Origin of the sequence: Prochlorococcus marinus str. MIT 9302 (genome assembly GCF_000759975.1) — a bacterium.
In the GTDB taxonomy this organism is placed as follows: Bacteria; Cyanobacteriota; Cyanobacteriia; order PCC-6307; family Cyanobiaceae; genus Prochlorococcus_A; species Prochlorococcus_A marinus_M.
The window spans coordinates 12,484-26,475 of record NZ_JNAM01000007.1 but is presented as its reverse complement, the minus strand read 5'-3'; the positions used below and the strand labels follow the sequence as shown (position 1 = coordinate 26,475).

14 protein-coding genes are annotated in these 13,992 nt (G+C 31.8%); 2 read left to right on the top strand and 12 right to left on the bottom strand.

Going from position 1 to position 13,992, the window contains the following annotated elements:
• Positions 1-36: 36 nt before the first annotated feature.
• The gene (locus tag EU96_RS05190; RefSeq protein WP_032526503.1) at positions 37-1,128 is read left to right on the top strand and encodes a UDP-N-acetylglucosamine--N-acetylmuramyl-(pentapeptide) pyrophosphoryl-undecaprenol N-acetylglucosamine transferase; all 1,092 of its coding nucleotides are present in this window, start codon (positions 37-39) and stop codon (positions 1,126-1,128) included.
• Here the strand turns inward: EU96_RS05190 and EU96_RS05195 are convergent.
• From EU96_RS05195 to EU96_RS05240, 10 genes are all read right to left on the bottom strand, one after another.
• Entirely contained in the window at positions 1,107-2,231 is a 1,125-nt protein-coding gene (locus EU96_RS05195; RefSeq protein WP_032526502.1) for a pyridoxal phosphate-dependent aminotransferase, read from the bottom strand. The genes EU96_RS05190 and EU96_RS05195 overlap by 22 nt on opposite strands.
• Before the next feature lie 10 nt (positions 2,232-2,241).
• A complete protein-coding gene (locus tag EU96_RS05200) occupies positions 2,242-3,411 on the bottom strand; it encodes a quinone-dependent dihydroorotate dehydrogenase (RefSeq protein WP_032526501.1) in 1,170 nt (389 codons plus the stop codon).
• A gap of 6 nt (positions 3,412-3,417) precedes the next feature.
• Positions 3,418-4,137 (bottom strand): ribonuclease H family protein, encoded by a 720-nt coding sequence (locus tag EU96_RS05205; RefSeq protein WP_032526500.1) that lies wholly within the window; start codon positions 4,135-4,137, stop codon positions 3,418-3,420.
• A gap of 47 nt (positions 4,138-4,184) precedes the next feature.
• Positions 4,185-4,580, bottom strand: coding sequence for a 50S ribosomal protein L7/L12 (gene rplL / locus EU96_RS05210; protein WP_032526499.1), 396 nt, complete (start codon positions 4,578-4,580; stop codon positions 4,185-4,187).
• A 28-nt stretch (positions 4,581-4,608) separates the two neighbouring features.
• Positions 4,609-5,136 (bottom strand): 50S ribosomal protein L10, encoded by a 528-nt coding sequence (gene rplJ, locus EU96_RS05215; protein ID WP_032526498.1) that lies wholly within the window; start codon positions 5,134-5,136, stop codon positions 4,609-4,611.
• Positions 5,137-5,327: 191 nt separating this feature from the next.
• A complete protein-coding gene (rplA, locus tag EU96_RS05220; protein WP_032526496.1) occupies positions 5,328-6,035 on the bottom strand; it encodes a 50S ribosomal protein L1 in 708 nt (235 codons plus the stop codon).
• Between the two features lie 66 nt (positions 6,036-6,101).
• Complete coding sequence (rplK, locus tag EU96_RS05225) at positions 6,102-6,527, bottom strand: 50S ribosomal protein L11 (protein ID WP_002805232.1); 426 nt, start codon at positions 6,525-6,527, stop codon at positions 6,102-6,104.
• A 67-nt stretch (positions 6,528-6,594) separates the two neighbouring features.
• Positions 6,595-7,206 carry a transcription termination/antitermination protein NusG gene (nusG, locus tag EU96_RS05230; RefSeq protein WP_032526495.1) on the bottom strand — a complete coding sequence of 204 codons (612 nt, stop codon included), beginning with the start codon at positions 7,204-7,206 and terminating at the stop codon, positions 6,595-6,597.
• A 52-nt stretch (positions 7,207-7,258) separates the two neighbouring features.
• Positions 7,259-7,501, bottom strand: a complete 243-nt coding sequence (gene secE, locus EU96_RS05235; RefSeq protein ID WP_032526493.1) for a preprotein translocase subunit SecE — start codon at positions 7,499-7,501, stop codon at positions 7,259-7,261.
• A gap of 61 nt (positions 7,502-7,562) precedes the next feature.
• Complete coding sequence (locus EU96_RS05240; protein WP_032526492.1) at positions 7,563-10,319, bottom strand: ATP-dependent Clp protease ATP-binding subunit; 2,757 nt, start codon at positions 10,317-10,319, stop codon at positions 7,563-7,565.
• 261 nt (positions 10,320-10,580) lie between these two features.
• On the opposite strand from EU96_RS05240, the gene eno reads away from it, so the two are divergent.
• On the top strand, positions 10,581-11,873 hold the full coding sequence (eno, locus tag EU96_RS05245) for a phosphopyruvate hydratase (RefSeq protein ID WP_032526491.1): 1,293 nt from the start codon (positions 10,581-10,583) through the stop codon (positions 11,871-11,873).
• Positions 11,874-11,879: 6 nt separating this feature from the next.
• On the opposite strand, the gene EU96_RS05250 is transcribed toward eno, so the two are convergent.
• On the bottom strand, positions 11,880-13,547 hold the full coding sequence (locus EU96_RS05250; protein WP_032526490.1) for an ABC1 kinase family protein: 1,668 nt from the start codon (positions 13,545-13,547) through the stop codon (positions 11,880-11,882).
• Positions 13,544-13,861 carry a hypothetical protein gene (locus EU96_RS05255; RefSeq protein WP_032526489.1) on the bottom strand — a complete coding sequence of 106 codons (318 nt, stop codon included), beginning with the start codon at positions 13,859-13,861 and terminating at the stop codon, positions 13,544-13,546. The genes EU96_RS05250 and EU96_RS05255 overlap by 4 nt, the downstream gene beginning before the upstream one ends.
• Between the last annotated feature and the right edge of the window lie 131 nt (positions 13,862-13,992).

Genomic DNA, 13,992 nt, shown 5'->3' with positions numbered 1-13,992 from the left:
TCATTTATTATTTTTATTCTACTAATTTCAGGTTTTATGTCTAAAAAAAATAATTTATTAGTTGCAGCAAGTGGAACAGGAGGCCATATTTTCCCGGCTTTAGCAGTTTCTAAAGAAGTAGAAGATGAATGGAATATTCATTGGTTGGGGGTTCACCAAAGACTTGATGCAAATTTTATTCCCAAAAAATATAATTTGAGGACTTTGAATATAAAGACACCAAGAAAAAATATTTTTTTGTTTTATCAATATATAGAAATTTTAATGTCAACTTTCCAAATAATTAGAATCTTAAAAGAAAAAAAAATTAACTTGGTTTTTACGACTGGAGGTTATATATCTGCCCCTACTATTGTTGCTTCAAAACTTCTCAGGATACCTGTCATTATTCATGAATCAAATTTAATTCCAGGAATGGTCACGAAATATTTTGGTTTTTTGTGTAACTATGTTCTTTTAGGATTTAAGAAAACAAATTCTTATTTAAGAAATTGTAAAACTATTTTCACTGGTACTCCTTTGAGACAGCAATTCTATAAATCTAATCCCTTGCCAGAATGGGTTCCAAAAGGAAAAGGACCTCTTTTGATTGTTATGGGAGGTAGTCAAGGAGCAAAAGCTATAAATCAACTTCTTTACGACTCTATGGAATTTTTAATGAAAAAAAAGTTTCGAATAGTTCATATTATTGGCGAATATAATCAACATTCCTTTAACTTAAAAAAATCCAAAAATTATGTTCAAAAGAAATTTACTAATGAAATAGCAGCTTTAATTCAAAACTGTGATCTTGTAATATCGAGATCTGGTGCAGGAACAATAAATGAATTAATAGAGACTGAAAAACCTTCAATTTTAATTCCCTTTCCTTATTCTAAAAATAATCACCAAGAGAAAAATGCACTGATTCTTGCCGAAACTGGAGGCTCAGTTTTAATGAATCAAAATAAAATTTCAAAAGAAGTTTTTGAACAAACTCTAGAAAGAATTTTTAAAATAAAATCAAAAAACGGAAAAAATTACTATCAAATATTAGATCTTATGAAGAAGAATATGGAAAACAATAATAAAATCAAATCTAAAATTGAGATTAAAAAATTTTTTAATTATTTTTTAAAGGAATTTTGAATTTCTTTACATAAAATATTGTTATTTTTACTATTTTGTAAACTTATTCTTGCCCATTTTTCGTCAAGAAATCTAAATGAAGTACATTCTCTAAGCAATATCCCTTTATTTTCTAAGTATTTTATATTGGGCGACAAGGATGTTTTACTTTCTATTAAAAAAAAGTTGGTTGAAGAGTTATGAACTTTAAGGTTTTTTATCTTTGATAATTTTTCATATACTTTCTCTCTTTCAATATTTATCCAGCGGTGAATCTGTCTTGTCCATTGTTCATAGAATTTCTTATTACTTAGTAAGTCAATTCCAGCTTTAATTGCAAAGGAATTTAAAGGCCAAGGATCTCTATTGATTTTCCATTGCTTAAGTTTTTTTGATGAGCCAATAACGTAACCTAATCTAAGTCCAGGAATATTGAAGATTTTGGTCAAGCTTCTTAAGACTAATAAATTATTATACTTTTGGGTTAATGGTATTAAAGATTCTTTTTCTCCATTGGGTGTTATCGATAAGAAAGCCTCATCACAGATCACTAATTTATATTTTTTTACTATTTCCTCTAATGAATTTTTCTCCCACAATTGGCCGGTTGGGTTATGTGGATTTGTTATCCAAATAACATCACCTTTAGGATGAAGGGGAAATGATTGAGGAAAAATATTATTCCAGTTTTTTGGTAATTGGTAATGAATTAAATTACTATTCCAACAATTTAAAGATCTTTCATAATCAACAAAGGATGGAGAAGGAATACAGCTTATTCCAAATCTCGATGCTTCATAGCCTGCCCAGGTTATTAGCTCAGACGCTCCATTCCCAGGCAAGATATTGTCTGGATTTATCCCATGAAATTTACCGATTATTTCTTTCAAATCACTCAAGTTTCTATCAGGGTAATATCTAAATCCAAGATTCTTAATTTCTGCATTTAATGAATCTATTAAGATTTGAGGTGGATCAAAGGGTACTAATGAGGCACTTGCATCAATGATTTCAGAGGGTAATAAATTTAATTTTTTTGCATTTGCATATACATTTCCTCCATGCTTTAAGTTTGATATTTGCATGGCTAATGTTGAGTAATCATTAGGTTCTGATTTGTTCATTATTCATTTTTTATTTAACCCATTTTAAATCTGATCCAATGGCCTCTTTAATATTAGATAATTGATGGTTATTGAGTTGCTTTATAATTCCTTCAAGTATATTGGGTACTAATTGTGGTCCCTTATATATCCATCCCGTATACAGTTGAATTAATGATGCTCCAGAACAAATTCTTTCCCAAGCTGACTCAGGACTATCGATTCCACCAACGCCAATTAAAATAATATTTTTATCAATTTTATGAATATGTTTTATTATTTGATTTGCTTTGTTTTGTAGAGGCCTTCCACTTAATCCTCCATTCTCTTCAGAAAGTAATAATCCGGTTTGCCTGATCTTCCTATTTTCAAGACCTAATCTATCAATGCTGGTGTTAGTAGCAATTATTCCATTGATGTTTTCCTCGATTATTAATTGGCAAATATCTTCAATATCTTTAAAGCTTAAATCTGGCGCAATTTTTACAAATAACGGTGGGCAATTAGGTAAGTTTTTAATTTCTTTAAGAAGTTCTTTTAGAAGAGTTGGATCTTGCAACTTTCTTAGTCCTTCAGTATTTGGAGAACTTACGTTTATTGCTGCGTAATCACAATATGGAATTAATAATTTTAGAGAAGTTAAATAATCATCTTTTGCTTGAGATAAACTTGTGATTTTAGACTTACCGAAATTTATCCCTAAACAAATATTCTCCCTGTTTTTTTTGAACTCAATACCTTGCTCAAGAAAATTTTTAACCAGATTTTCAGCACCATTGTTATTGAAACCCATCCTATTTAATGCTGCTTCTTCTTCTGCTAATCTAAATAACCTTGGTTTTGGATTGCCATTTTGAGCAAATTTAGTTACTGTACCAAGTTCAGCAAATCCAAAACCAAAATCTTTCCATATATTTGCAGCATTTCCATTTTTGTCAAAACCCGCAGCTAAACCAATTGGATTACAAAAATTTATTCCACATATGTTCTGACTTAACCTTTTATCAATTATAGAAAATTCTTCATTTAGATTTTTTAGGATTGATGAAACTACAGGCCAATTATATTTTCTTGAACTAAATGACAGAAGGCCAAGAGATAAATTAGTTAAATATTCTGCATCTATTCCAGAGTCTTTTTTGAGTATAGGGGTCATAAAGTTTTTATAAAGATTTTTAAATACCCTCTTCTGTTCATTCATAAAAAATTAGGATTCTTTTTTTTCTATTATCCAATATTTTTTTTCTTTAGGAATCAATCTCCAATTACGCCATTCAAAAAGTAAATATTGTTTTATCTTTACATAATTTTCTTTACCTAATAAATTACTTAGTTCTAGTGAACTTAAAAAGTACTGTTTGTCTGCAAATTTTTGAATTAATTCATTTCTTGAAAATAATTCCTGAATTTCTGAAGGTGCATTTTTTTTAAAAAAGTCTACTGAAGATTCAGATTCTTTTAAGTTGCTTATTATAGATATACCTTTACTATAGTTTGTCGCGATTTTATCAACTCTATCATTTTGTTTGTCCCCACTATGGCCCTTCACATATTCCATTGCAAGGCCATTAATTCTTAATTGATCAATTTTTTGCCATAAATCAAGATTTTGAACTGATTTTCCTGCGCTTGTTTTCCATCCATTTCTCTTCCAATTAATAATCCATTTTGTATAACCTTCTATGACATATTTACTATCAGTTCTTAATTTAAAGTTCTCTTTTAATTTATAGGTTTTTAATTTCTCAAGTGTTTTTATAGCCGCAGTGAGTTCCATTCTATTATTAGTGGTATTTTGCTCGGAACCACCTATTTCTAATTCACTTTTGTCGTCAAAAATTATTAGACCACCCCAACCACCTGGACCTGGATTACCACTGCAAGCTCCATCAGTTGCAGCTTCAATTGCAATACTATCACTATTCATAATTTTTGAAGCCGATATTAAGTGTATCGGCTTGAAAAAATCTTCTCTTACTTAAGTGTAACTTTACCGCCAGCTTCTTCAATCTCTTTCTTTAAAGATTCAGCATCTGCTTTCGCAATTCCTTCTTTTACTGTTTTTGGTGCAGATTCAACAAGTGCTTTTGCATCCCCAAGACCTAGACCAGTTGCATTTCTTACAACCTTAAGGACTTTGATTTTTGCAGCTGCATCAAAGCTTTCGAGAACTACATCAAATTCAGTTTTTTCTTCAGCAGCGCCACTATCTCCGTCACCGCCAGCTGCTCCTGGAGCTGCCATTACTACACCTGCAGAAGCTGCAGCAGACACACCAAAAGCCTCTTCAATTTGTTTTACAAGCTCAGATGCTTCTAAAAGTGATAGAGATTTTAATGATTCAAGAATTTCTTCAGTTTTTGCGGACATTTTCTTAAAATTTAATTAGGGTTTGAATTTAAGATTCTGATTTTTCAGAATGTTGTTTAAGTGATCTAGCAAGTCCAGAAGGCACTTCATTTATAGAGATCGCAATTTTTGTTGCTACGCCATTAAGAGCGCCAGCAATTTTTGCCATCAATACTTCTTTAGATGGAAGACTTGCAATTTCTTTTATTTCAGAATCGCTAAGAAGTCTGCCTTCAAATAAAGCTCCTTTGGTTTCGGATTTTTTGGTGTCTTTTTGAAAAGATTGGATCGCTTTTACAGCACCACCAACATCTTCTTTAATTAAGACAAAAGCATTTGTTCCGGAAAGTAAAGATTCAAGATCGTTCCAATTACTATCTCCATCAATAGCTTTACGCATTAATGAATTTTTAGTAATTTTGCAGATACCGTTAGTTGTTTGCAATCTAGATCGCAAATCTGACATCTCTTTGATAGTTAAACCTTTATAGTCAAGAACTACAGCCATTTCCGAGTCGTTTAATAGAGATTTAATCTCAGTAACGATTTGTTGCTTATTCTCTAGTGTTCGGCCCATTGTTGTTTTTTGGATCGTAATTTAGGGAGAGCAGGAAATGCGGCAAAGTCCTTTTTAAAAGAGGCCGCTTTTATTAGATCCAAAAAGAAATAATTAAGACGAGTCCTCGGTAGGAATTAAAAATTTAGAATAACTAAATAAACCTACTTTCTTTGGCCGTATTATTGCAATTTAAATTATACTACAAAGGGTTAACCTTCAGGTTGGTAATCTTGTACAGCATTTATGTCTAATTGAACTGAAGGCCCCATAGTTGAAGTTACATAAAAAGTTTTCCAATACTTTCCCTTAGCTCCACTTGGTTTATTTTTATCAATTGATTCTTGTAAGGTTTTTAAGTTGTCAAATAGAGCTTCTTTTGTGAAACTTGCTTTTCCAAAGCGGACATGAACGATACCCGCCTTATCTGCTCTAAATTCGAGCTTACCAGCTTTGAATTCTTTTATTGCATTAGCAATATCATTAGTTACTGTCCCAGCTTTAGGATTAGGCATTAAACCTCTAGGTCCTAAAACTCTTCCTAATTTTGCAACCTTTGGCATCATATCTGGAGTTGCAATAAGTAGATCGAAGTCCATATTTCCTTTGTTGATGCTTTCCACAAGATCTTCTTCGCCAAATAAATCTGCACCAGCAGCCTTAGCTTTCGATACATTCTCACCGCTTGTAATTACTGCAATTTTGATGCTTTGGCCAGTACCATGTGGTAATGCAACAGTTGTCCTTAATTGTTGATCAGTATATTTTGGATCAATACCTAAACGTATATGTGCTTCAATAGTTTCATCAAATTTTGCATTAGCATTTTCCTTGATAATACTAAGAGCTTCAAGTGGTGCGTAAATGCGATCTTCTATCTTTGTTGATAGAGCCGCCATTCTTTTGGATAGTTTTTTCATAATTATATTGGGTGCAAACGGTTATTAACTAACCTCCCCTAAATAGTGAGCAATTTTGTCTTGAACTCAATCAGTGATAGAGACGCCCATATTACGAGCAGTACCCTCAATTACTTTCATTGCTGATTCAACACTAGAACAGTTTAGATCAGGAAGCTTAGTTTTGGCTATTTCTTCTAATTGAGCTTTACTTATATTCCCAACAGAGCCTTTTGCTGATTCACCTGATCCTTTCTCTATACCAGCTGCTTTTGTTATTAAGACAGAAGCAGGAGGTGTTTTTGTGATAAAAGTAAAGCTTCTATCTTCAAAAACAGAAATCTCTACTGGAATTACAAAACCTGCTTTATCTTGTGTCCTTGCGTTGTATTCTTTACAAAATGCCATGATATTGACACCATGTTGTCCTAAAGCTGGTCCTACAGGAGGAGCAGGATTTGCTTTGCCTGCTTGTAGAGCAAGCTTGATAACTGCAACAATTTTTTTTGCCATTAGATTTGAAAATTTAAGCTGAAGTAGAAAATCATAATTTTACTCGATAAACAAGAACAATTAGAAATTAATTTTGTTTATTGATTTGTGAGAATTCTAATTCTACAGGAGTCTCGCGCCCAAATATTGAGAGTAATGCTTTTAATTTATTTCTTTCCCCGGAAACTTCTATAACTTCTCCCTGGAAATCTTTGAATGGACCACTAGTTACTATAATTCTATCTTTTTCTTCAATATCTAACTTGATTACAGCTTTTTTCTCTGATGCGCGCTTAAAGATTCTATTAACTTCTTGTCTGGATAATGGTCGAGGTTTGATATGACCTCGCGATCTTCCGCTGCTTCTACCGTCTTCAGCACCGACAAAGTTAATTACATTTGGAGTACTTTTTACAGCCATCATTGTATCTTCATCCAAAATCATTCTTACGAGTACATAACCTGGGAAAACTTTTTCTTTAGTAGTTTGTCTGCTTCCATCTTTTTTTAATTTAATTCCAGGAGTTTGGGGAATTTCAATTTCAATGATTCGATTATTAACACCTAAAGTTACTGATCTCTGCTCAAGAGTCGCTTTTACTTTTTTCTCACAGCTTGATGCTACTTGAACTGCATACCATCTTGCGATGCTTGTATTTGCTTTTGAAGAAGCAAGGCTTGTAGTTAATTCATTACTCATTTTTTTCTGGAAGCTTAATTAAAATCTTTATAAATGGATATTCAGGGATAATTCAACCAAAAATTTGCGAGGCTGCCCATCCATAGAATCTGCTGACAGATGCAATTGCTGCTGCAGAAAAGGATACCATAATTATAACCGCTACTGATTCGCTAAAAAGTTGTTGTTTGTTTGGCCACACGACAAGTTTAAGCTCATCGTAGGTAGATCTAAAAAAATTATTCTTTTTTTTAGGCTCTTCAATATCAGGAGAATCCTTTTTTAGAGGTTCTTTATTAGTAGTAGGACTTGTCACAAAATGTTTTTGAAATTAAGCTTTATGCTTTAATTTTTATTTTAGCTTATTGATTTACTCCTCAGCTAGGTTTGAAAACGATCTCATCTTTTTTAGCTGGGTTAAGTTTAATTGTGATATTTTTTTTGTTTCTAAAGTTATCCTCTAAAAGTTTTGCAGCTAAGGGATTTTCTATTTGTCTTCTAAGTTCCCTGTTAAGTGGCCTAGCACCATATTCAGGTTCGTAGGAATCATTTGCAATTTTATTGATAACTTTTTTGTCTATAGTAATATTTATTTTCTGTTCAAGTAGCAGGTTTTTTAAATCTTCTGTTTGCAAAAGTATTATTTTTTGAAGTTCATCAATAGATAATGGATCAAACTTTACTAATTCGTCAATTCTATTCAAAAATTCAGGTCTAAAAATTGAAGACAATGTATTACTAATAGAATCATCTAGAGTTTGTTGATCTTTTTCTAACTTTCCCTCACTTTTAGAAATCTTTTGTGAATACTCCAGTATAGATTTACCAGCTAGGTTACTTGTCATAATGATGACGGTATTTTTGAAATCTACAGTCCTTCCTTGAGAGTCTGTTAATCTTCCTTCATCTAAGACTTGTAAAAGGATATTAAATACTTCTGTATGTGCTTTTTCTATCTCATCAAGAAGTATTACTGAATAGGGTTTACGTCTTACAGCTTCAGTTAATTGACCTCCCTCTTCATAACCAACATAACCAGGAGGAGCTCCCAAAAGTCTTGCTACGGCATTTTTCTCCATATATTCACTCATGTCTAATCTTAAAAGTGCGTCTTCTTCATCAAATAAAGCTGATGCAAGAGATTTTGCTAATTCTGTTTTGCCAACACCTGTAGGACCCATAAATAAAAAAGATCCAATAGGTCTTTTAGGGCTTTTCATGCCAACGCGAGCTCTTCTGATTGCAGCAGAAACAGATTCTATAGCTTTTTCTTGTCCAATAACTTTTTCACTTAGTTCTCTTTCTAGATTGACTAATTTCTTACGTTCATTTGAAACTACTTTAGAAATCGGAATACCTGTGATTTTTGAGATAACATCAGCAATATCATCAGGTTCAACTTGATATTTAAAAGGGAAATTTCTATTTTTCTTTATTTTATTAAAATTCTCTTCAACTTTTTGTATGTCATTTTCTATTTCACTTAAATCTTCTTCGAGCTTTTCTAAATAATCCAGATCGTTTTCAATTTCGCGATTTGATTTATCTTTAATTTGTTTGGTTAGCTTATCTTCTTCTTTCATCAAAATAGATAATTGCTCCATTTCTTCACGCAAATTGTTCCAATTGTCCAAAAGAAGGTTCAATTTTGCCTCTGATTGGTTTCTCATATTCAATAGTTTTTCTTGAGCTTCGATATTTTCTCCTTGCAAATTATTCAGTTTTTCATCAATAGTATGAAGTTTGTTTTCTTGTTGGAGAATTATTTGAGGCTTATTATTAGACTCGATTTTTAACTGTGCAGCTGCTTCATCAATTAAATCTATTGCTTTATCAGGAAGACATTTATCGCTGATGTATCTGTCGGCCAATTTTGCAGAATAGTTTACAGCCTCTTCAGAAATTTTTATGCCATGATGTGATTCATATTTCTTTTTGATACCTTGCAGTATTTTTGCGCTTAATTCTACTGAAGGTTCATTAACAACTATCTTTTGAAAGCAATTATTCAATGCCTGATCTTTTTCAATAGTTTCACGAAATTTCTCAGGTGTTGTTGTACCGATACATCTAAGTTCTCCTTCAGCTAGTAACGGTTTTAAGATATTACTAATGTCGGTAGAAGATCTGTCAGAACTTAATATTGAGTGAATTTCATCAATAAATAGAATCATTCCTTGGCTTGGATTATTTAGTTCCTGCATTATTAAGCTTAGTCGTTCCTCTAGTTGGCCTCTAAATTTTGTCCCAGAAACTAAAGCACCTAAGTCAAGTGAAATAATTTTTAAGTCTTTTAAAGAATCAGGAACTTTTTTGTCTACAATTAATTGCGCAAGTAATTTTGCAATTGAGGTTTTACCAACTCCAGGATTGCCGATAAGTATAGGATTATTTTTGTTTCTTCTGCAGAGTACCCTCATTAAATTATTGATCTCATTTTCTCGTCCTAAAACCGGATCCAGTAAGCCTTTTTTAGCTGATTCTGTTAAATCTTTTCCATAAATTGAAAGAGCATTTTCATCTTTTCCAACTTGTTTTTTGGTTTCAATTTGAATTTCACTTTTGGGTAATGGAACAATAGCTTTTTCAAATTTTTCTTCTTTAACTAAAGTCTTTTTGTTTGATTCAAAATTAGATTGATTATTTATCTCAATTTCGTTCTTATAATCATAAGAATCTTTTGATTGATTAATATTCGGGAAAAACTTTAATTCTTCCTCTAATTTTTCCATTGAAAGATTGCCTTCTTCAAAAACATAATTACCAATTCTTAAATCTCTTCCAAGAGCAATTAGTAAATGCGGAATTTCTATTAATCTCGATCCCCATTGAATTTTAATCTGATTTGCGTTATCTAATAAAATTTCTAAATCTTCTCCGATAGTAAAAATATCTGACTCATTTGTCGGTGTCTCTTCTAAAAAATCTTCTGTTATATCTAAAACTGTATCTTGGTCGATTGATAATTTTTCAATGAAAGCAAAGAATTCACTTGATGAGAACAATGTATGAATTATGTGTTCTATATTAAATTCGCTATGATCCCATTTTTTTGCGGTTTCTTCCCCTAATAGAAGAAGATTCCAACTTATATCGCTAAAAAGTTCAGGACTGGATGTAAGAGTTTCTCTCATAAACTATAAAAACTATAGTTGATTATTAATTAATATTCTAAATAGGTTCTGCATTAATAATCATCCAATAATTTTTAAATTGTAAGATGAAATTTAAAATTATGTTTATTAAAGGGGTTATGCGGTCTTTGGAATTAAAAAAATTCTTAATTTTAATCTAAGTTGTTCTGAAATAAATATTATATTTGGTTTACATATATATTTCAGATATTAGCCAAATAGTTCAGCTATTAATAGGATTTAAATAGTAATAATTAAATTGTGAAAGAAACTATTGATTTTCTTATTGATACTATTGAAGCAAGGCAAGTCCTTGATTCAAGAGGTAATCCTACTGTAGAGGCAGAAGTATTTTTGGAATGTGGAGCAAGTGGTACAGCAATTGTTCCCAGCGGAGCCAGCACTGGTGCTCATGAGGCACATGAATTAAGGGATGGTGGTTCAAAATATATGGGGAAAGGTGTTTTAAATGCTGTTAATAAAATTCATGAAACGATATCCCCAGCTTTATGTGGTTTGTCAGCTTTAGATCAAACTGCAGTAGATGACTTAATGATTCAAATTGATGGAACTCCTAATAAGTCAAATCTTGGAGCAAATTCAATACTTGCTGTAAGTCTTGCAACTGCCAGAGCATCAGCAAATGCTTTAGACATTCCCCTATATAGGTATCTTGGAGATCCATTATCCAATCTTCTTCCAGTTCCATTGATGAATGTAATAAATGGTGGTGCACATGCACCAAATAGTCTTGATTTTCAGGAATTCATGCTTGTCCCACATGGAGTTAATAATTTCAGTGAATCATTAAGAATGGGTACTGAAATTTTCCACTCATTAAAATCATTACTTGATCAAAAAGGTCTATCTACTGCTGTAGGCGATGAGGGTGGATTTGCCCCTAATTTGTCATCGAGCGAAGAAGCAGGGGACTTATTATTAGAAGCAATTCAAAAAGCCGGATTTACGCCTGGTGAGCAGGTGTCTCTAGCTTTAGATGCTGCCAGTACTGAATTTTATAGTGATGGTATTTATAAATATGAAGGGAAAAGTTTAAATAGTTCTGAAATGATTTCATATCTTTCAAGATTAGTTTCTAATTATCCAATAGTTTCAATAGAGGACGGTTTAGCAGAGGATGATTGGGAGGGTTGGTCAGAATTAAATAAAGAATTAGGAAATAAAGTTCAGCTTGTAGGTGATGATTTATTCGTTACTAATACAGAAAGGTTAAGGAAAGGGATTATGGAAAAATCTGCTAATTCAATTCTTATAAAGGTTAATCAAATTGGAACATTAACTGAAACTTTGGAAGCTATTGAATTAGCTAAAACCTCTGGTTTCACAAGTGTTATAAGTCATAGAAGTGGTGAGACAGAAGATACAACAATTGCTGATTTATCTGTCGCTACAAGATCTGGTCAAATCAAGACCGGCTCGTTAAGTAGAAGTGAGAGGATTGCAAAATATAATAGGCTCTTAAAAATTGAAGAGGAATTGGGAAATCAAGCAAGATTTGCTGGCGCTTTAGGTTTAGGTCCCAAAAATATATAATTTTTTCTAACGTTTAAGTTTTTCTAAACGTGAGCCTCTACTCATACTTAATTGGCATTTTATCCAATCAATACTTATTGGGAGTGCAAAAAATAATGGTAATAAAGCAAAATTATTTTGTTTATTAGTTACAAGTAAAGCAGATGCAATTGATAGGCTTCCTATAAGAATTGAATGGCCTAATGTTTTTTGAGCAGTAAACATTTTTTTGAATTGTCTATCAGACTCTCCCATCCTTATTTGTAACTGTAAATCGCCCTGCTCTAATCTTTCTAAACTTTCATCTATTCTTTTGGGTATTCCTACAGCTTTGGATCCTAGTTCACCTACTTGTCTTCCAAATTGGTTAATTAAATCGTTAGGAGTTTGATTATTAGAAGTCATAAGTTCTATTAAATAAGGCTTTGTAACTGATACAAGGTTAAACCCTGGATCAAGCATTCTACCAACCCCTTCAAAAGTTGATAAAGCTCTCATTACAAAGATTAAATCCACAGGCAGTTGAAATGGTGTTTCATAAACAAGTTCGTATAAATCTCCAGATAATTTTTCAATAATATTTGGACTAAATGGTGGAGTTAAGGCTTCTTTAAGCATCAATCTAACTAATCTTCTGACTGGCCCGATATCAATATCTTTTGAAATTAGACCAGCTTGTTGTAATTGACTTACAAGTGATGAGGCGTCTCTTAAAGCAGCAGCCTTTACCATTGCACCTAATCTGCTTTGAAGGTTATTTGAGATGTTCCCCATCATTCCAAAATCATAGAAAATTAATTTACCTTTATTTGACACTGCTAGATTCCCTGGATGAGGATCTGCATGAAAAAAACCATAATTCACTAATTGTTTTAGGTAGCTGATGGCACCTACTTCTGCAATTCTTGGTAAATCAATTTCTTGGGATTTTAATTTTTCTAAATCGCTTATTTTTGTTCCTTCTAGATAACTTAAACAAAGCACTTTTTCACTACTCATATGCCAAATTACTTCAGGAACTTCAACATTTTTATCATCAAGAAATTGCTGTCTAAATCTTGCTGCATATTGTGCTTCACAATTAAAATCAAGTTCCTTCATAAGAACTTTCCTACATTCTTTAGCAATCGCAACCCAGTTTCTTCCGCGACTCCAATTTTTATTTTTCTGCAACAATCCTGCTATTTGCTGCATTATGCCCAAATCAATAATAAATAATTCTTTTAAATTGGGTCTTTGAACTTTAAATACTACTTTCTTACCATCTTTTAAAGCCCCCTTATGAACCTGAGCTAGTGATGCTGATCCAACCGGATCACATATTATTTGATCTATTTCATTAAACTTTGAACCTAGTTCTTCTCGGATAGTTTCTTCAACTTGCTTAAATGAAAAATTAGGAACTTGATCCTGCAATTTAGATAATTCCTGTATCCAGGTATTAGGAATTAAATCAGGTCTTGCAGATAATAATTGTCCAATTTTAATAAATGCTGAACCAAGCTTAATTAATTGATTAGTAAACCACTTAGCTCTTTTAATTTGGATTCTACTTTTTTTATTGCTCTTAGTTTGGAAAATTGTAAATCTAAGATTATCTAGCCACAAAATTATTAAAAGCGAAATCAGGGTTATCCATATAAGAAAGCCCCTCTTTAATTTTTTTAAAAGATCATAAAGAATGTGATAACTCATTTAATTTGATTATTGATTTTTTTATTAAATAGATCAATTTGTTTATTAATAATTTCAATTTCATTTAAAGCTATTTTTATTTTGGAATTTTGATAAGTATTGGTGGGTTCATTTTCTTGAATATTGTCTGCTTTTTCCATTCTTGAGGCTTCCTCCATTATGGATTCTTTTAAACTATCGAATTCTTTTTTCAGGATTTCTGGAGCATCCTGAGCAATATTTGTTGCTTCTTCAATTTTTTCAACCACTATCTCGTTTAATTTTTCGGTTACTTTTTTAATAGCAGCTTTTAAAAGGTAATCAGAGTTGGTCATGAAAAATATAATGTTTCTGTGGCAATTAATTTACCCGATATGATTTAATAATAGATCAATACAGAACATTTCACGTAACAGATAATTTTGACAATAAATTTTTTTTATTTTTCCTATGTAAGTTTGTTTCT